The organism is Billgrantia sp. Q4P2 (assembly GCF_052806135.1).
This window is the reverse complement of sequence record NZ_JBRBAI010000005.1, coordinates 308,716-326,373: the sequence shown is the minus strand read 5'-3', so window position 1 is coordinate 326,373 and position 17,658 is coordinate 308,716. Positions and strand designations below refer to the sequence as shown.

Below are 17,658 nucleotides of genomic sequence, written 5' to 3'. Positions count from 1 at the left end.
CGCATGAAAACCAGAATCGTACCGATGGCTACCTGCGCCGCTTTCACCGTGCTGGCGATGGCAGCGGCCCATGCCGAGGATGGCTACGACGCTCCGGAAGACTGGCCCTCGCCGATGGCGGAACACCATATCTGGGCGGCGGGCTTCGATCGGCTGGAGTACGCATGGCCCGACAAGGGGGAGGAGCAGAGTTTCGTCTGGGATTTCGAGGCCTGGTATGGCGGTGACATCCACCGCATTTACCTCAAGACCGAAGGCGAGAATGCCCAAGGGGATGGAGCGGGCGCCGAGATCGAATATCTAGACCTGCTCTACAGTCGGCTGATCTCGGATTTCTGGGAGCTGCAAGGGGGCATCGGTTACCAAGGAGGGTTTGGCAACAATGACCATCCCGAGCGTACCTATGCGGCTATTGCTCTGCAGGGGCTGGCACCCTTCTACATTGAAACCGACCTGGCCCTGCGTATCAGTGAAGATGGTGATGCCTGGGTACAGTTGGAAGCCGAACACGATGTGCGCTTGACGCAACGTCTCTACCTGCAGCCGCGTGCGGAGTTGGTGGCTTCAGGTAGTGACGTCGAGGAGTTTCACATGGGAAGTGGCTTGAGCTCGTTGAATGCTGGCTTGCGGCTTCGCTACGAAATCACTCGCAAGTTTGCCCCCTATGTCGGTGCCTACTGGGAAAAAAGCTACGGCAATACCGCCGATATGGCACGTACCCATGGCGAGCCCACTGAGGACACTGGTCTCGTGGCCGGCATCCGCGTCCTTTTCTAGGGAGGTCAGACACCAGGCTCTTGATCTGCATCAACGTGGTTGGCGTCGTCCATCGCCATACTGGATTTGTCGGCACGCCGTCGTTGCGTACCGCCAGGACCCTTGGCAAGAAAGGGCACATCTCGATGAGCCTCTACGGACTGCACAGATCGCTATTCTCCCGATTGCCGGGAATTCTGCTGCTCTGGCTGCTGGCCTGGTCGGTGGGAGTGGCCTATGCGTGCTCGCCCCAAGTGGAACTGGGCGAGCCGGTGAGCCAAGCGACTCTTGCCGCGGCAGATGAGTCGCCGTCCCTGCACCCGGAGAGCTGCGATGATCACTCTCCGGGCATCACGGCGAGTGTTGGCAAGATGCAAGCAGATGAGCTGCACAATATGTCAGCCACCGCGGGGCTACCCCTCGACTTGCTTTCCTTTCCTCTTCTCCTTGCCGCGCTGGGCGAAGCATTGCGACTGTCCAGCCTCTCACCATATACATCTTCCCCGGTTTATCTCGCCACAGCGCGGCTGCGTATCTGAGAGCGGTTGATTTAGATAACGCCTCCAGAATTTCGCGCGCGAAAAGTCTTGAAGGAAGAGGAGGGCAACCCATGAAAACTAAAGAGCACCGTCTAGGCGTATCCGAAATCAATCTGGTGACTCGGCACCTGAAGCTGGAGCCCAGCGACGAGGAGACAATTCTCGCTGCTGTCTCTGATATCGACGAGCTGTACGGGATGGATAGCGTTTTTTTCGACGCCAGAAAATGGAGGCTGTACCTGGCTTACGACGCCACAAGACTATGTCTCGACTGTATCGAGGAAATTCTAAAAAAGCATGCCGTGAAAATCAGCCAAGGTTGGTGGAATCGATTCAAGGAGGAACATTATCGATTTGTTGATCAGAACGTTAAGGACAACGCCAGACAGGAGCCGTGGAGCTGTCATCAGACGCCGCCGACTGAGAGGAGGAAGCGATAAGGGATTGAAAAGGCACGAGACGAGAATCTTCTACCACGAAAGGGGGGCATGCTTCTCGTCGCCTTGCTGTGGCCCTGTGCTTTTCTCCTGATCGTGATAGAGAATGCCATGGGTGCGGCAAGAACCCGTAGCCAGTACAGCGTTGCGACGATGAGGATGATTGCGATCACCCAGAGTGGATTCAGTATCGGCGACCCCTGGTGTCGTACATGATGGTTACCTTGGTGTAGGACTGCTTGCCTGAACCCGCGCGAAACCCGTTACATTAAGCGTCGGAAGATCAACCACGCCGCCAGGTACAGGGGGATGCCGATCGCCACCAGAGCGAGGGCATGGGGCCACAGGAGCTCCATGCCGGCCCCCTCGAGGAAGATACCCAGGGTGATGTCCAGATAATGGCGCAAGGGGCTGGCCAGCGACAGCTGCTGGAACATCAGCGGGAACAGGCCGAAGAAGGCGAGCAGCCGGGCCTGCTGCAGGGTTCGCGAAACCGCCGCCACCAGGATGCCGAGGCCGATGGCACTGAGCAGAAACAGTCTCGGGAGAGGTGTCGGCTGAAGAACCCTCCCACGATCAGTCTGCATCCGCTGCCGACATGGCAGGATCATGAACCCTTCAGAGGTCCCTGGAGCGGTTGGTCTGGTGGACCAGGTGCATCGCTTCATGCTGCTCCAGCTTCAGGAGTTCACCGATTAGCTCGCGCGTCTCGGGAATCTCGGTGCGCCCCTCGAGATAGCGATAGAAATCGATGACCTGATTGTGGAGATCGAAGATTTCCTGGCAGATCTCGTCGAAGCTCATTTCCGCATAGGGCGCGTTGCACGACAGGTGGGACTTGATGGGCGCGTAGGAAATGTAGTCGTAGAGCCAGGTATTCAGCGCCTTGGGGTCGGCCTGCTTCTCGAAGCCGGCCACGACCCTTTCCAGGGCCGCCTCGTGTTCCGCCAGATACTCCAGCAGCCACTTGGCGCGCTGTTCCTCCTGTTGCGTTGAGCAATGCTGCAGACACTCAGCCAAGTGTTGGTGCAGTGCCCGTGTCCACTCAACCACATCGTAAAAGGTTGATACGTACATCGGTCGACCTCGCTTGAGGAGCCGGGGATGGCTCAGGTGAGGAGGTAACAACGTTTTCAGCGTAGTCCAATGGGACCCGGAGAGGCTTGATCCGTGTCAAGGCGGGATGTGCTGGCCAGCCGCATGTCCCGTCGAGGTCGTCAGGATTGCCAGGCACCAATCACCATGGACTTCTTGTCGGCAGCCAAGCTGATCCGGAGCGGGCCAGTCAAGATGGCTGTGGATAAGGGAGGTAAATGGTGAAGGTGGTAACGCCTCCCTCCGATGCAGCGTCGATGTTTCCCCCGTGCGCCTTGACGATGGAGCGCGTGATGGCCAGGCCGAGTCCCGCTCCCTCCCCTCGGTGGCTGCGAATGTTGTCGGCTCGGTGGAAGCGCTCGAACAGGCGTGCAAGCTGTTCGGGTGGTATGGCGTCGCCATTGTTCTGCACTGAAAGGCGGATGTCGTCGATGTGCGGTTCGATCACGACCGCAATGTGGCCTCCCGGTGGCGTGTGGCGCAGCGCATTGGAGAGCAGGTTGGCGACAGCCCGGCGTAGCATGAGGCGATCTCCGGTGATGGTTGCCGTGCCATTAGCCTGAATCATAACCTGGCGCTCTTCCGCAAGAGCGTCATAAAACTCCAACAGGGCGGCAACTTCCTGATCCAGATGAACCGGCTCGGCAGGGTTGGGCAAGAGTCCATGGTCGGCCTTGGCCAGGAACAGCATGTCGGCAATCATACGGGCCAAGCGTTCCAACTCCTCCAGGTTCGAGTGAAGAACGTCCTGATACTCCACTGAACTGCGTGGCCGTGACAGGGCCACCTGGGTTTCGGTAAGCAGGTTCGAGACGGGGGTGCGCAGCTCATGGGCGATATCCGCTGAGAATTCACTGAGCCGTTGAAAGTCGGCCTCGAGCCTGTTCAGCATGCCATTGAAGGCATGGACCAGTTCGAGCATTTCCGGAGGCGTGTCTCGTTCGTCGAGTCTTTCGCCCAGACGTTGGGCGGAAAGTCGCCTGGCAGTCGCAGTTATCCGCTTCAATGGCGCCAAGCCTTTGCTAGCTAACCACCAGCCGAGCAAGGCAGTCAGGAACGCAGCCATGGCGATGCCGGTCCACAGATAGCGGCGTATATCGTCGAGAAAATGGACATGGTGGCTGATGTCCAGCCCCAGCAAGACCTGAACGGGTAATGGTTCGGGCAGTGGCAGGCGCTGCAGTGCCTCGTTGCCGATGAACTCACGCCCGTTCACGCTCCAGCGGGCACTTGGTGAGGTCACTTCGTGCTGCTTCATGGGCTGGAGAAGTTCAGGGCGATAGGCATACAGGATCTGCTCTCGTTCGTCTCGAATGGCGACGGATATCGTGGCATGGCTTGCCAGTATGTCATCGAGCTGTCGGGGAAGTGCCTGCAGTGCCTCTGGACTATCGATGCGGACCAGGAGGTTGTCGATCATGGTCAGTTTGGCATTCAGTTCCGCATAATCGATCTCATCGAAATGACCACGAATCAGTTGCTCGAGCCATAGCCCCAGCAGGAGCAGCAGGCCGGCAACCAGCAGCGCGAACAATACGGCGAGACGAGACGTCAGCGATAGGGGAAATGGCTTCATGGGTCGTTGCCTGGCTCAAGCACGTATCCCATACCACGCACGGTACGTATGAGTTTATGGGGAAAAGGGCCGTCGACCTTGGCGCGTAGCCGCCTGACGGAAACGTCGATCACGTTGGTATCGCTGTCGAAATTCATATCCCAGACCTGAGAGGCGATCAGTGAGCGAGGCAGAACTTCCCCTTGCCGCCGAATCAGCAGTTCTAGCAGCGCGAATTCCTTGGCGGTCAGGTCGATACGTTCACCGGCCCGGATGACTCGTCGCTTGAGCAGATCGAGTTCCAGGTCTGCGGCCCGGAACACTTCGGGCTCGCGCGCCTTACCTCGTCTCAACAAGGACCGAATACGAGCCAATAGCTCGGAAAAAGCGAATGGCTTCACCAGGTAGTCATCTGCTCCGAGCTCCAGTCCCCGCACGCGATCGTCTATTTCGTCCCTGGCGGTAAGGAACAGGATGGGCAGGTCCCGACCGGATCGCCGGATCATCTGCAGGATGCCCCAGCCATCCATACCCGGCAGCATCACGTCCAGCACGATCAGGTCGTATGTCACGCTTTGCGCCAGGTGCAGGCCATCGAGTCCATCCCGCGCCAGGTCGACGACGAAGCCGGCCTCTCGCAGACCCTGGCTCAGGTAGTCGCCGGTTTTCGGTTCGTCCTCGACGATGAGTATCTTCAAGCCGTCCCTCCGCTTCCTCAGGCGAAAGATGACAAAAATGTCATTTTTGCGTCAGGTTCCTGTCCGCTGCCGGGCGTTAGCATAAACCTATAAAACAGAATACGTGGCAATCAGGAACTTGGTGAAGACACGATACCACCTCGGGCCATGTTCAAGCCACATGAACACCTCCTGACGAATATGTGAAATTTTCTTGGCTATTAATTAACGGTAGCCTATCGCGTATATAGGGGAGTGTTCTGATGAAAATCAAGAGAATTGCTATCGCTGCTGCCGTGGCAAGTCTGTTTTCCACTGTCGCCTTTGCTGGTCTTGGAGCTTCCACGGTGCAAGGGAAGTTTCTGGAAGAAGGAAATAATGCCAGCGGGATACTGAACAGTGGCCATCCCCATACCTATGTGCTGGAACTGGGACGTGCTTCGACCGTAAAGATCCAGAGTGAGCACTTCCCGGGAGTCAATCATGCCCTTCAGCATATGAACGCCCAGTTGTTGAATGCATCTGGAGACGTCCTGGTGGAAAGTCGGTCGATCGGTGGTGATTTCACAATTGTCGAGCAACTCCAGCCTGGTCAGTACAGGCTAGTCGTATCGGGAAGCTCCGGTGGTTTTGGTGATAGCTGGGATGTGCATCGGTATAACCTCAATGTCTCGACCCAATAAATGGTGTCTTGTTGCCTCGTTGAATTCCGGTTGGCTGGTGAAAGCCAGCCAACCGGGAGGTACTAGACAACTCTATTGATTCTTTGTGGTGAGTCGTTTCGTCGGGAGTTGATTATTTTCAATGACGAGCCGGACGCCTTGCACATGAGGCATGGTTATGTATTCCTATTTTTTACGTAGGTTGAAAGGGCCCATGCTGGGAATCACCCTGGCCTTTCCCGCTGCCGCTTCGGCGGCAACGATGCTTTCGCTTGACGAGACCGAGCGCCTTGCGCGTATCGATGACCCCGCCACACTGCGCTATCAGGAGCTGGCCGAGGCTCGCCGCGAGGCAGCCATCTCCGCCAGACAATTCCCCGATCCGGCGCTGATCGTGGAAGTCATGGACGTGGCGCGGGATGGTATTTCTCTCGAAGACGACACCATGACCCAACTTCGCGTTGGTGTGCGCCAGGCTTTCCCCCGAGGTGATAGCCGCCGTCTGGCAGGCGAGCGGGAATTGGCCATGGCGCAGGCAGAAGTGGCGCGCAGCAGCAATGCGGAACTGGCTGCCGTACGCGCCGTGCGCCGTGCGTACCTGATGCTCCATGAGCAGCGTGCAATTCTTGACGTGCTGGAGAAGAGCCAGCCCCTGTTCGAGGATCTGCGTGAAATCACCGAACGCGAGTTCGCTTCCGGTTTTGCCGATCAGCAGGACCTGCTGCGCGTCGAGCTGGAGTTGAGCCGGTTGCATGACCGCGTGTTGAACGTCCAGGCACAGGAAGCGGTAGCGCTGGCCCAGCTTGCGCGCTGGGTGGGCCAGGAAAACATTTCCCGCCCCTTGTCCCGCGACCTGCCCGAACTGGCCGAGCCGGCGGATGCGTTGCTGGCGCACCCGCTGCTCGCCGCAGAACAGGCTCTCGTCGATGCCGATGCCCATGGGGTAGAGCTCGCACGGCAGAGCTACAAACCTCAGTGGTCGGTCGAACTCACCTATGGCACGCCAACGGAGCGCGGCATGGGCATACCGGATCGGATGTCGGCGATGGTCATGGTCGATCTACCGCTCTTCACACGCCAGCGCCAGGATCGCGATCTATCGGCCAGCCTGCATCGACGTGAAGCCGCTCAGTATGCCTGGGATGCACAGGCCCGCGAGCTGCAGCGCCAACTGGGGGAGACACAGGCCAGGTGGCAGCAACTGAGCGAGCGTGAGCATCGGTATACGCAGCGACTTCTCCCCCAGGCCAGGGATAACGCCGAGGCCGCCGAGTATGGGTATCGCAATCGCACGACGGATTTCAACTCACTCGTGCGTGCACGTTTGACCGAACTGGAAACGCGTATTGAGGCCGTGCGTATCGGCTCGCAGCGTCGCCTTGAGCAGGTGGATCTGCTCTATCTGTTGGGAGAAAACGTATGAAGGCATTGGCTGTCATCGTCCTGCTGGGTGCGGGGGCGGCCGCAGGCGCCGCCGCCGTGACCTATTGGCCGGATTCGCATGCCCATGTCGCGCAAGCGGCGGGCGCGGCCAATGGTGAGAGGGAGATCCTCTACTACCGGCATCCGCATAACCCTTCCGTGACCTCTCCCGAACCGCGTAAGGATGAGATGGGCATGGATTTCATTCCAATCTACGCGGGCGGCGGCGATGCGGCGGCGCCCGGCACGGTGAGCATCAGCCCTGTGGTGCAGCAGAACATGAACGTGCGTATTGGGTCGGTGGCTCGCGGCGATCTGGCGCGCCTGGTCGAAACGGTCGGCTTCGTCGACTACGACGAAGCGACACTCAGCCATGTGCACCTACGCACTCAGGGCTGGATCGAGGACCTCAGCGTGCGCACCACCGGGGAGCGGGTCGAGGAGGGGCAACTGTTGTTCCGCCTCTACTCGCCGGAATTGGTCAACGCCCAGGAGGAGTTGCTGCACGTGGTGCGTCGCGGTGGCAGTGCTGCCCCAGCCCGTGAGCGCCTCAGGGCGCTGGGGGTCAGTGCCGCAGAGATTGCGGAGATCGAGCGGGCCGGCCAGCCGCACCGACTGATCTCGGTGCGGGCGGGGCAGGGCGGCGTGGTGGAGTCGCTCAACGTACGGGAAGGCATGTTTGTCACCCCGGGCACCGAGGTGATGACCATTGCCGACCTCTCGCAGGTTTGGGTGATTGCCGACCTGTTCGAGCATCAGGTGGACGCCGTGTCGCGCGGTGACGCCGCCCACGTGAAGCTGCCCTTCCGCCCGGGCGAGCGTCTCGAGGGCAAGATCGATTACATCTATCCGAGCCTGAACAGCCCTACCCGTACCGTTCAGGTTCGTCTCGCCTTTGACAATCCCGGTGAACGGCTCAAGCCGGGCATGTATGCCGATGTCCAGTTAACGACTCGTCTGTTACAGGGCGTGCTCTACCTGCCGGCTGAGGCCGTGATCCGTACCGGCAGGCAGGACCGGGTCATTCTGGCGTTGGGCGAGGGGCGCTTCCAGGCCCGTGAAGTGCAGGTGGGACGTCGTGCCAACGGCGACCTGGAGATCATCGAAGGCCTCCAGGAGGGGGAGCGCGTCGTTCTCTCCGGCCACTTCCTGCTCGACTCCGAAGCGGCAGCCAGTGCCGAGCTGGGCCGCATGAGCGAAGAAGAGGAGGAGGCGGTTGACGAAGTCTGGGCCGATGGCCGCCTGCTCGCCATCGATCCAGACGCCCGCCTGCTGAACGTTGACCACGAACCGATTCCGCTGCTGGGCTGGCCTGCCATGGTCATGGATTTTGCCGTGGCTGACGACCTTGAACTCGATGGCTTGCACGCAGGTTTGGCCATGCGCTTCCGCATGCGCGAGCGTGAAGCGTTCGTCTACGAAATTACCGCCATCGAGCCGGCGGCTCACGACCACTGAGGAGGCGCTCCATGATCGAAAGGATCATTTCGTGGTCGTTGCAGAATCGTCTGCTGGTGCTCTTGGCGACCGCGATCTTCGTTGTCTGGGGGATCTTCACGGGCAGGCAGATGCCCCTGGATGCCATACCCGACCTCTCTGACGTTCAAGTGATCATCAAGACCAGTTATCCCGGCCAGGCGCCTCAGGTAATAGAGGACCAGGTCACCTACCCCTTGTCGACGGCCATGCTGGCCGTGCCCAAGGCGAGGGATGTCCGTGGCTTCTCCATGTTCGGCGATTCCTATGTCTACGTGCTGTTCGAGGATGGCACCGACCCCTACTGGGCCCGTTCCAGGGTGCTGGAATACCTGAGCCAGGTGGCGCCGCGCATGCCCGAGGGTGCCCAGCCCGCCCTGGGGCCGGATGCCACGGGCGTGGGTTGGGTCTATCAATATGCATTGGTGGACCGCAGCGGTGAACTCGACCTGGCGGACTTGCGCTCGCTGCAGGACTGGTTCCTCAAGTACGAATTGCAGTCGGTGGCTGGCGTTTCCGAGGTTGCCACGGTGGGCGGCATGGTCAAGCAGTATCAGGTGGTGCTTGACCCGAACCGGGCGCGTGCCTATGGCCTGACCCTGTCGGGTATACGCAAGGCGATCTCCGATGCGAACCGCGAGGCGGGCGGCTCGGTCATCGAGATGGGCGAAGCGGAATACATGGTGCGTTCGCGTGGCTATTTGACCGGCATCGAGGAGCTTCGCCTGGTGCCCGTTGGCCTGGGTAACGATGGCACGCCGGTGCTCCTCGAGGACGTGGCCGAGATCCGCATCGGGCCCGCTGCCCGCCGTGGCATCGCGGAGCTGGACGGCGAGGGGGAGGTCGTGGGTGCCCTGGTGGTCATGCGTCATGGCGAGAATGCGTTGGCCACCATCGAGCGTGTCAAGGCACGGCTCGATGAGTTGCGACCGAGCTTGCCGGCCGGGGTCGAGATCCTGGAGACCTACGATCGTTCGGTGCTGATCCAGGAGTCGGTGGACAACCTCACGGTCAAGCTGCTGCAGGAATTTCTCATCATCGCGCTGGTTTGTGTCGTCTTCCTGCTTCATTTCCGCTCAGCACTGGTGGCTATCATCGCACTGCCGATCGGCATCCTGGCGGCTCTGATGATCATGCAGGCCAAGGGTATCAACGCCAATATCATGTCCTTGGGCGGTATTGCCGTGACCATCGGTGCCATGGTGGATGCCGCCATCGTCATGGTGGAGAACCTGCATAAGCGGTTGGAGAAGGCGCCGCCGGGCGAGGACCGCTGGCATACCGTGGCCGAGGCGGCCAAGGAGACCGGCCGGCCGATCTTCTTTGCCCTGCTGATCATCGTGGCCAGCTTCCTTCCCCTGTTTACCCTCCAAGGGCAGGAAGGACGCATGTTCCAGCCGTTGGCCTTCACCGGTACCTATGCCATGGCGGCGGCGGCGGGGCTGGGCATCACCCTGGTACCCGTACTCATGGGCTATTTGGTACGCGGACGCATACGCCCCGAGGCCGCTCACCCGCTGAGCCGCATGCTGATTGCCATCTATCGCCCCGGACTGGATGCCCTGTTGCGCTACCCCTGGGCGGCCGTCGTGGCCGCCGTGTTGCTGGCCGCCAGCATGATCTATCCGGCCGGCAAGCTGGGCAGCGAATTCATGCCTCAGTTGGATGAAGGCGATCTCATGTACATGCCGTCGCTGGAGCCGGGTGTTTCCATCGGCAAGGTGCGGGAGTTCCTGCAGCAGACCAATCGTCTGATCATGTCCGTACCGGAAGTGGAACGTGTCTTTGGCAAGGCGGGGCGTGCTGATACCGCCACCGACCCTGCGCCTATCGGCATGCTGGAGACCGTCATTCGCTTCAAGCCGCGTGACCAGTGGCGTGAGGGAATAACCAAGGCCGATATCATTCGCGAACTCGATGAGGCGGTCCGCTTTCCCGGAGTGGCCAACGTCTGGGTGCCGCCGATCAAGACACGTATCGACATGCTCTCGACTGGCATCCGCTCGCCGGTAGGCATCAAGGTAGCCGGCTCCGACCTGGGCGAGATAGAGCGCATTGGCCGTGAGATCGAGCGCGTCCTGCAAGACGTTCCGGGCACTGCATCGGCCTATGCCGACCGCACAGCCGCGGGTCGCTACGTCGAGGTGGATATCGACCGGCGGGCTGCGGCACGGCACGGCGTCAACGTCAGCGATTTGCAGGCAATCATCCAGACGGCAGTCGGCGGAATGAATGTGAGCGAAACCGTCGAGGGGCTGGAGCGTTATCCCATCAACTTGCGCTACCCCCAGGATTGGCGCGACTCGCTGGAGAGCCTGCGGGATCTGCCGGTCATCACGTCGGCTGGTGCCTACCTCCCTCTGCAAGCGCTGGCGCAGGTGGACATCGTCGACGGTCCGGCCATGATCCGCACGGAGAATGCGCGCCTCAACGGCTGGGTGGTGGTCGATATTCGCGGGCGCGACATCGGCTCCTACGTGGCCGAGGCGCGTCAGCGAGTCATGGATCAGGTTGCATTACCGGCTGGGTACTCGGTCACCTGGTCGGGGCAGTACGAATACATGGAGCGGGCCAAGGAGCGCCTGCAGTGGGTGGTGCCGGTGACCATCGTGCTGATCTTCCTGCTGCTGTACCTGTGCTTCCGCAATGCCGCCGAGACTTTCATGCTGATGGGTGCCTTGCCCTTTGCCGCCGTGGGTGGTGTCTGGCTGCTCCATTGGCTGGCTTACGACGTCTCGGTGGCCGTGGCGGCGGGCTTCATTCTGCTGATCGGGCTGGCGGCGGAGTTTGCCGTGGTCATGCTGATGTACGTCCGCGGTGCGGTAGAGCAGCGCCAGCCGCGCACCCGTGGTGAGCTACGTGAGGCCATTATCGAGGGCGCCGTCATGCGGGTTCGCCCCAAGGCCATGACTTCTCTGACAGTGGTGCTGGGCCTGAGCCCCTTGCTGTTGGACTCGGGGCCTGGCTCCGAAGCCATGCAACGCATTGCCACTCCCGTCGTTGGCGGCATGATTTCCGCCCCCCTGGTTTCGCTATTGTTGATCCCGGTTCTGTACTGGCTCTGGCAGCGGCGAAACCTACCCGAGTCTGTCTCTGAAGAGGCTGTGCTCAGTACCCCTACCTCTCGAGGAAGTCTTTAAGATGAAAACTACGATGCTTCAGTTGACTGTTGTCGCAAGCTTTCTCATCGCTGGGCCAGCCGTAGCCAGCAGTGACCATGGGCATGGAAAGCATGCGAACCATGTTTCCACTGCCGCCCATGGGCATCAGGAAATGCGCACGGCGGAGGGCGTCGGTATCGTGCAGTCGGTGGCTGATGATGGCAGTAGTGTGGTACTGGCTCACGAGCCGATCGCTGAGCTTCGTTGGCCTGCCATGACCATGGAGCTGGCTTTGGCCGATCCAGCTTTGGCTGAATTCATTAACTCCGAAGACCACGTTGCTTTCGTGCTGCGTCAAATAGGTGAAACCGACTACGAAATTATTACAATCCAAGCTATTCAGTAAAGCTGCTCGTCCCAGGGCGTACCACATTGCAATCCATCGTGGCGTGGTATGCCTACCAATCACCTCTTTGGTAGAGAGAATTAGAGTGGCATCAACTGAGGAGAGCATGAATGAGTGATATCAAGCATCGTCTGGGTGTATCTGGGCCAACCTTGTGAGGCGACATTTAAAATTGACATCTGTCCCGGTCGGCGGTCGTTGTGTCCGCCTCGGCAAAGGAGACCAGTCGACGCTTTTCCTCGTCCCACAGCACGAGCCGCACCGATGCAAGGCTTTGCCATAGGGTGAGGCGGCCGATATGGCGGAGTGCGGGATGGTCGCACAGCACTTCGTGCAGCCGGTAGGAGGGGATGCGGCTGCAGAGGTGATGGACATGGTGGATTCCGATATTGGCGGTGAACCAGCGCAGGGGGGCCGGCAGGTCATAGTGGGAGCTGCCGTGCAGCGCGGTCTCGTGGAACGTCCAGTCGTCGTCGTGCTCCCATAGGGTGTTCTCGAACTGGTGCTGGACATAGAACAGCCAGACGCCGATCGAGGAGGCGAGAAGCGTGATGGGCAGTTGCACGAGCAGAAAGGGGCCCACGCCGACCAGCCAGATCATGCTGGTAACGAGCAGCGCGATCGCCGCGTTGGTGCTCATGGTGCTCAGCCAGGGCATCCAGCCCGCGCGCATGAAACCCACCGGCAGGCGATGGTCCAGGATGAACAGGTACGCCGGGCCGAGACCGAACAGCACCAGCGGATGCCGGTACAAGCGATAGTGGAGCCGCTGCCTTCGCGGCAAGCCCCGAAACTCGCGCACGGTCAGGGTATCGATGCCACCGACACGCGGGCGATCGAGATTGCCGGAGCTGGCATGATGGAGGGCATGGCTGTGTCGCCACAGATCGTAGGGCGTCAGGGTCAAGACGCCGATGGCTCGCCCGACCCAGTCATTGGCACGTCGGGAACGAAAGAATGACCCGTGGCTGCAGTCGTGCTGGATCATGAACAAGCGCACGAGAAACCCCGCGGCGGGTACGGTGAACAACAGGCCAAGCCAGTAGCCGGCACTCAGGGTGCTCCATATCAGTATCCAGAGGGCGGCGAAGGGGATCACCGTGATCATGAGTTCCACTATGCTGCGCGCCAGGCGCGGCGTGCGGTACTCACCCAGGGCGCGCTTCAATGCCCGTGGCTCGGTAGTGATGTCGATAGTCGGCGCTTGGGAATCCATGAGTTGTAGGTTGGCGTCCGTCACGCACGCTGTCTGTACGGTACCGCACGCAATCGGGGGTCGTCGGCATGGCCCGGCGCGTGCGTGAGGCGAACGCCTACTGCTGCCGTGGTTCCGTCGGCAGCGCCTCGACCAGCCCCAGCGCCACGCAGATTCGCACCAGCTCGGCCAGGTTGCCGGCACCTAGCGCCTTCATGCCCCGCAGCCGATAGACCTCCACCGTCTTGGCGCTGACGTCCAGATGCTCGGCGATCTCGCGGCTGGTCATGCCTTCGGCCACGTGTACCAGTATTTCGCGCTCCTTGGGGCGCAGGGCGTCATAGCGGCCGCGCAGGGAATCGATGCGCTGGCGCACCGTGCGTAACCTTTGGTGTTCGGCCAGCGCCTGCTGTATGGCGTCGATCAGCTGCTGGTGGTTGAAGGGTTTCTCGATGAAGTCGAAGGCGCCGGCCTTGAGCGCAGCCACGGCCATGGGCACGTCGCCGTGGCCGGTCATGAAGATGACCGGTGCGATATCGCCTCGCTCAAGGAGGCGCTGCTGTACCTGAAGACCCGAGAGCCCGGGCATGCGCACGTCCAGCAGTACGGCATCGAAGCTCTCGGGCGCGGCGGCGAGGAAGGCCTCGCCGTCGGCGAAGGCACGGGTGGCCAGCCCCACGGAGTCGAGCAGCCAGGCCAGCGAGTCGCGCAGCGCTTCGTCGTCGTCGACCACGGCGATACAAGGGGCGGCGGTGGGTTGGGTCACGGCTGGCTCCGGGGCGGCTTGCTGCGGTAAGTGGGGCTCGGTTCGGCCAGCAGTGTACCGGTAAAGGTGGCGCCCTCGGAACTGTCGCTCAGAACCAGGCTGCCGCCCATGGCCTCCATCAGCGAGCGGCTGATGGCCAAGCCCATACCGAGCCCTTCCGGGCGGCTGGAATGGAAGGGTGTGAAAATCGTCTGAGCCTCGTCGGCGCCGATGCCGGGGCCTTGGTCGCTGACGCTGAAGGTGACCTCTCGGGGGCCGCTTTGGTGCGCGCGAATCTCCACCCGCGTTGCTTCGGGGCGCTCGCGGCTCGCCTCCAGCGCATTGAGCAGCAGGTTGACCATCACCTGCTCCAGGGCGATGGGGTCGGCCTGGATGCGAGGCAGGGCTTCCGGCAGGTCGTGGTCGAGGGCGATACCAGCCTGCTGGTACTGCCATTCGCACAGGCGGCAGGCGGCATCGACCACATTGAGCAGCGCGACCGGTCGTGGCCGGGTCTGCCCCTTGCGCACGAAGGTACGGATATGGCGCAAACGCTGTGCCAGCCGTTGCACTTGCTCGTCGATGCGTTTCAGCGGTAGGGCCAGGTCGCTGGCCGGTCGCTGTGGGTCGGCGCGCAGTTGCATCAGCGCGCCGCTGGCGTAGTTGGCGATGGCGCCCAACGGTTGGTTGAGTTCGTGGGCGATGTTCGACGCCAGCTCGCCGGTGGTGGCCAGGCGGTTGGCGTGGGCGATCTGCTCCTGATGGTGCCGCGCCTGGGCCTCGGCGGCCTTGCGCAGGCCAATGTCGCGATTTAGCAGGGAGAGGTGATCGGGCTCGGCGCCGGGGCCGCGGTGGGCCAGCACCACGCTGAGCACCGGCACCGCCCCCTTGGGCCCCGGCATTTCCAATTCACCGCTCCAGGAGCCATAGCGGGCCACGGCGGGCAGCACGATCTCGCGCAGGATGGCGAGCGATGCCGGCGTATAGGCCTGCTCCAGCCGCGCATCGAGCCCCTCCCGTGGTAGGCCCAGCAGCCTCCTGGCCGCCTCGTTGGAGTAGAACAGCCGCTCGTCGCCGTCGCAGAACAGCACGTAGTCGGTGGTGGATTCCACTACCCGAGCCAGGCGTTCGCGGTTGGCCTCGGCGCGAATGCGCCGACCCACGTCGCGGGAGACGCAGAGCACGTCGATCAGCTCGCCGGTGGCCGGGTCGCGGCGGGTGCGGCTAGTGGTCTCGAACCACACGTAGAGGCCGCTCTTGGCGCGGAAGCGGTAGGTCTGCTGATAGAAGCCGTCGTGATAGTAGACCCGCGGCGACTTGTTGAGCAGGTCGGCGAGGTCGGAAGGGTGGAACAGGTCGTAGGCCGACACGCCGATCAACTCCTCGGGCTCGTAGCCGAGGAGGTCGCGGGCGGCCTGGGAGGCGTAGAGGAAGGTGCCGTCGCGGGCGTGGCGGGAGATCAGGTCGGTGGTGCTCTCGGCCAGCCACTGATAGTGGCGCTTCTCCTCGTCCAGCTCGCTGGCTCTCGCTTCGAGTTCGGCGTTCTGGGCCTCGAGCTCGGCCAGGCGTGCGCGCAGCGCCTCGATCTCGCTGGCCATCAGCGCGCCGGGTCCACCAGGCCACCCAGCGAGGCGTTGCGCCGGAACCAGCCGGCGATGCTGGCTCGCGGCAGGCGGGTCGGCAATACCTCGTGGGGCACGTTCTCGGAGAGAAAGCAGGCGAAGTTGCCGGCCTCTGGGCGTACCCGGGCCACCTCCCGCCCGGGATCGTCGGCGGCGAAGATCGCCATCTCGCCGCCGCCATCCGCAGGCCAGTCGGGGTTGAGGTAGCCGACCGTGGAAACGACCCGATTGGCGCGCCCGCGGAAGCTGTCGAGATGCTTCTTGTAGAAAGCCCCGGGCGGGTAGTGGGCGAAGTGGGCCTCGTACTCGAACAGCCCCAGGAACAGTGCCTGGTTCAGCTCGCGCTGCAGCTCGCCCATGGCTTCCAGGTAGCGGCGCTGGGCCAGGCTCTCGCGGTCGAGCCAGTGGATGGCATCGCCGCGAATGTCACGGCGCAGCCGGTGCTCGTCACCGCGGCCGATACCGGCGGCGGCCAGCGCCTCGCGCTCGGCCATCTCCGCAAGCTCCCGGTGCAGGTCATGGCACAGCTCGGCGTCGAGAAAGCCTTCGCCGATGAACCAGCCCTGCTCGACCAGGGCATCGACCAGGTGGGGCAGGGCGCTGGCCGCGAAGGCCGGGCGAACGAGAAGCGACATGGGCGAGGCGGAACCTCCGCGGTAATGACGGAACCGGGTGAAATCAGGAAATACGGGTTTCGGTTTCGGGGCTGCGCAGCAGCCGTTCGGGAAAATAACATAGCCGACCGTGTGGCGGCTCATCGAACAGGCTGATGGGGCGCTCGAACCCCTCCGCCAGCAGTTCCACCAGCATCATCGCCGAGAGGCCCCAGATCACCTGGCCCTGGGTATGGTAGCTGGGCACGTAGTGGGGGCGGCCGTTCACCGGGATCACGTCGGTGTGGTGGCGCCGGTCCTCGAGGAACAGCGCCAGCGGCACCTCGAAGATAGCGTCCAGCTCGCCGGGGTCGGGTGCGAGCGGCAGGTCCGGTGGGATCAGGCCCACGTAGGGCGTGACCAGGATGCCGTGCAGCGAGATCACGTCCGACAGGCGACCGAGCAGCTCGACACGGTCCGGCGGCAGGGCGATCTCCTCGTGGGATTCACGCAGTGCCGTGGTCAGCAGGTCGTGGTCGGCGTCCTCGCGCTTGCCGCCGGGAAATGCCACCTGGCCGCTGTGGGTATTGAGATGCCCCGCCCGGCGGGTGAACAGCAGTGTCGGTTCGGGCCGGTCGACGATCGGCATCAGCACCGCGGCCTGAGGCATGGCGAGGCGCATGTGGCGGGGAGCGTGTGCTTGCAGGCGCTTGCGAAGTTTCTCTAACATGGGGTTTCCATCGGCTTTGATTCCTTCTACCCGGGGGCCTTTGCCGACGTCAAGCCTGCCAGGGAGACCCATGAACTTTTGCAGCCACTGTGGCCAACCCGTGCGCTTCGCGATCCCGGCAGGGGATGACCGGCCCAGGTACCTGTGCGATGCCTGCGGCTCGATCCATTACCAGAACCCCCGCATCGTTGCCGGTACGCTGCCGGTGAGCGGTTCGCGCGTCCTGCTCTGTCGTCGGGCCATCTCCCCCCGCAAGGGCTTCTGGACCCTGCCGGCGGGCTTCATGGAGAACGCCGAGACCACCGTCGAGGCCGCCGCCCGCGAAACCTGGGAGGAAGCCTGCGCCGAGGTCAGCATCCACGGGCTCTATACCCTGATCAACCTGCCGCACATCAACCAGGTCTACATGATCTTCCGCGCCGACCTCACGGGCAGCTTCTGTGCCGGGCCGGAGAGCCTCGAGGTGGCACTGTTCGAGGAGCACGAGATCCCTTGGGAGGAGCTGGCCTTTCCCACCATCGAGCGCACCCTGCGCCATTTCTACGCCGACCGCGACAACGGTCACTATCCGCTGCATATCAGCGACATCACCGCCGAGGATCGCGAGCGCTACTTCGGTTCAGCCTGATGGGCAAGCGAGAGGGAAC

Annotated in this window: 18 protein-coding genes; 9 read left to right on the top strand and 9 right to left on the bottom strand. The window is 62.1% G+C overall.

The features are described from left to right. Positions 1 to 3: 3 nt before the first annotated feature. The 3 genes from ACUY1T_RS11715 (at position 4) to ACUY1T_RS11705 (ending at position 1,735) form a co-directional block, all read left to right on the top strand. Positions 4 to 777 (top strand): copper resistance protein B, encoded by a 774-nt coding sequence (locus ACUY1T_RS11715; RefSeq protein WP_446022953.1) that lies wholly within the window; start codon positions 4 to 6, stop codon positions 775 to 777. Positions 778 to 797: 20 nt separating this feature from the next. Beyond that, a complete protein-coding gene (locus tag ACUY1T_RS11710) occupies positions 798 to 1,295 on the top strand; it encodes a hypothetical protein (RefSeq protein WP_446022951.1) in 498 nt (165 codons plus the stop codon). A 71-nt stretch (positions 1,296 to 1,366) separates the two neighbouring features. Beyond that, positions 1,367 to 1,735 (top strand): cation transporter, encoded by a 369-nt coding sequence (locus tag ACUY1T_RS11705; protein ID WP_446022950.1) that lies wholly within the window; start codon positions 1,367 to 1,369, stop codon positions 1,733 to 1,735. A gap of 260 nt (positions 1,736 to 1,995) precedes the next feature. On the opposite strand, the gene ACUY1T_RS11700 is transcribed toward ACUY1T_RS11705, so the two are convergent. The 4 genes from ACUY1T_RS11700 to ACUY1T_RS11685 form a co-directional block, all read right to left on the bottom strand. Beyond that, on the bottom strand, positions 1,996 to 2,319 hold the full coding sequence (locus ACUY1T_RS11700) for a hypothetical protein (protein WP_446022949.1): 324 nt from the start codon (positions 2,317 to 2,319) through the stop codon (positions 1,996 to 1,998). A 31-nt stretch (positions 2,320 to 2,350) separates the two neighbouring features. Next, on the bottom strand, positions 2,351 to 2,809 hold the full coding sequence (locus tag ACUY1T_RS11695) for an ATPase (RefSeq protein WP_446022947.1): 459 nt from the start codon (positions 2,807 to 2,809) through the stop codon (positions 2,351 to 2,353). Positions 2,810 to 3,017: 208 nt separating this feature from the next. Continuing rightward, positions 3,018 to 4,403 carry a heavy metal sensor histidine kinase gene (locus tag ACUY1T_RS11690; RefSeq protein ID WP_446022945.1) on the bottom strand — a complete coding sequence of 462 codons (1,386 nt, stop codon included), beginning with the start codon at positions 4,401 to 4,403 and terminating at the stop codon, positions 3,018 to 3,020. Beyond that, the gene (locus tag ACUY1T_RS11685; RefSeq protein ID WP_446022943.1) at positions 4,400 to 5,080 is read right to left on the bottom strand and encodes a heavy metal response regulator transcription factor; all 681 of its coding nucleotides are present in this window, start codon (positions 5,078 to 5,080) and stop codon (positions 4,400 to 4,402) included. Before ACUY1T_RS11685 ends, ACUY1T_RS11690 begins: the two co-directional genes overlap by 4 nt. Before the next feature lie 242 nt (positions 5,081 to 5,322). Here ACUY1T_RS11685 and ACUY1T_RS11680 point away from each other — a divergent pair, with 242 nt between their 5' ends. The 5 genes from ACUY1T_RS11680 (at position 5,323) to ACUY1T_RS11660 (ending at position 12,126) form a co-directional block, all read left to right on the top strand. Continuing rightward, a complete protein-coding gene (locus ACUY1T_RS11680) occupies positions 5,323 to 5,742 on the top strand; it encodes a hypothetical protein (RefSeq protein WP_446022941.1) in 420 nt (139 codons plus the stop codon). A gap of 193 nt (positions 5,743 to 5,935) precedes the next feature. Beyond that, entirely contained in the window at positions 5,936 to 7,144 is a 1,209-nt protein-coding gene (locus tag ACUY1T_RS11675; protein ID WP_446022939.1) for a TolC family protein, read from the top strand. After that, on the top strand, positions 7,141 to 8,601 hold the full coding sequence (locus tag ACUY1T_RS11670; protein ID WP_446022937.1) for an efflux RND transporter periplasmic adaptor subunit: 1,461 nt from the start codon (positions 7,141 to 7,143) through the stop codon (positions 8,599 to 8,601). Before ACUY1T_RS11675 ends, ACUY1T_RS11670 begins: the two co-directional genes overlap by 4 nt. 11 nt (positions 8,602 to 8,612) lie before the next feature. Beyond that, positions 8,613 to 11,759: an efflux RND transporter permease subunit gene (locus ACUY1T_RS11665; RefSeq protein ID WP_446022935.1), complete on the top strand. Its 3,147-nt coding sequence runs from the start codon at positions 8,613 to 8,615 to the stop codon at positions 11,757 to 11,759. A gap of 1 nt (position 11,760) precedes the next feature. Continuing rightward, positions 11,761 to 12,126, top strand: a complete 366-nt coding sequence (locus tag ACUY1T_RS11660; protein ID WP_446022933.1) for a copper-binding protein — start codon at positions 11,761 to 11,763, stop codon at positions 12,124 to 12,126. Positions 12,127 to 12,292: 166 nt separating this feature from the next. Here the strand turns inward: ACUY1T_RS11660 and ACUY1T_RS11655 are convergent, their stop codons facing one another. The 5 genes from ACUY1T_RS11655 to ACUY1T_RS11635 form a co-directional block, all read right to left on the bottom strand. Continuing rightward, positions 12,293 to 13,366, bottom strand: coding sequence for a fatty acid desaturase (locus ACUY1T_RS11655; protein WP_446022931.1), 1,074 nt, complete (start codon positions 13,364 to 13,366; stop codon positions 12,293 to 12,295). 73 nt (positions 13,367 to 13,439) lie between these two features. Continuing rightward, positions 13,440 to 14,087, bottom strand: coding sequence for a response regulator transcription factor (locus ACUY1T_RS11650; RefSeq protein ID WP_446022930.1), 648 nt, complete (start codon positions 14,085 to 14,087; stop codon positions 13,440 to 13,442). Next, complete coding sequence (locus ACUY1T_RS11645; protein ID WP_446022928.1) at positions 14,084 to 15,664, bottom strand: PAS domain-containing sensor histidine kinase; 1,581 nt, start codon at positions 15,662 to 15,664, stop codon at positions 14,084 to 14,086. The genes ACUY1T_RS11650 and ACUY1T_RS11645 overlap by 4 nt, the downstream gene beginning before the upstream one ends. Continuing rightward, positions 15,664 to 16,323, bottom strand: coding sequence for a 2OG-Fe(II) oxygenase (locus ACUY1T_RS11640; protein WP_446022926.1), 660 nt, complete (start codon positions 16,321 to 16,323; stop codon positions 15,664 to 15,666). Before ACUY1T_RS11640 ends, ACUY1T_RS11645 begins: the two co-directional genes overlap by 1 nt. 43 nt (positions 16,324 to 16,366) lie before the next feature. Then, complete coding sequence (locus ACUY1T_RS11635) at positions 16,367 to 17,011, bottom strand: CoA pyrophosphatase (RefSeq protein WP_446022925.1); 645 nt, start codon at positions 17,009 to 17,011, stop codon at positions 16,367 to 16,369. 70 nt (positions 17,012 to 17,081) lie between these two features. Between ACUY1T_RS11635 and ACUY1T_RS11630 the strand changes: the two genes are divergently transcribed. Next, complete coding sequence (locus tag ACUY1T_RS11630; protein ID WP_446022924.1) at positions 17,082 to 17,639, top strand: NUDIX hydrolase; 558 nt, start codon at positions 17,082 to 17,084, stop codon at positions 17,637 to 17,639. Positions 17,640 to 17,658 lie beyond the last annotated feature (19 nt).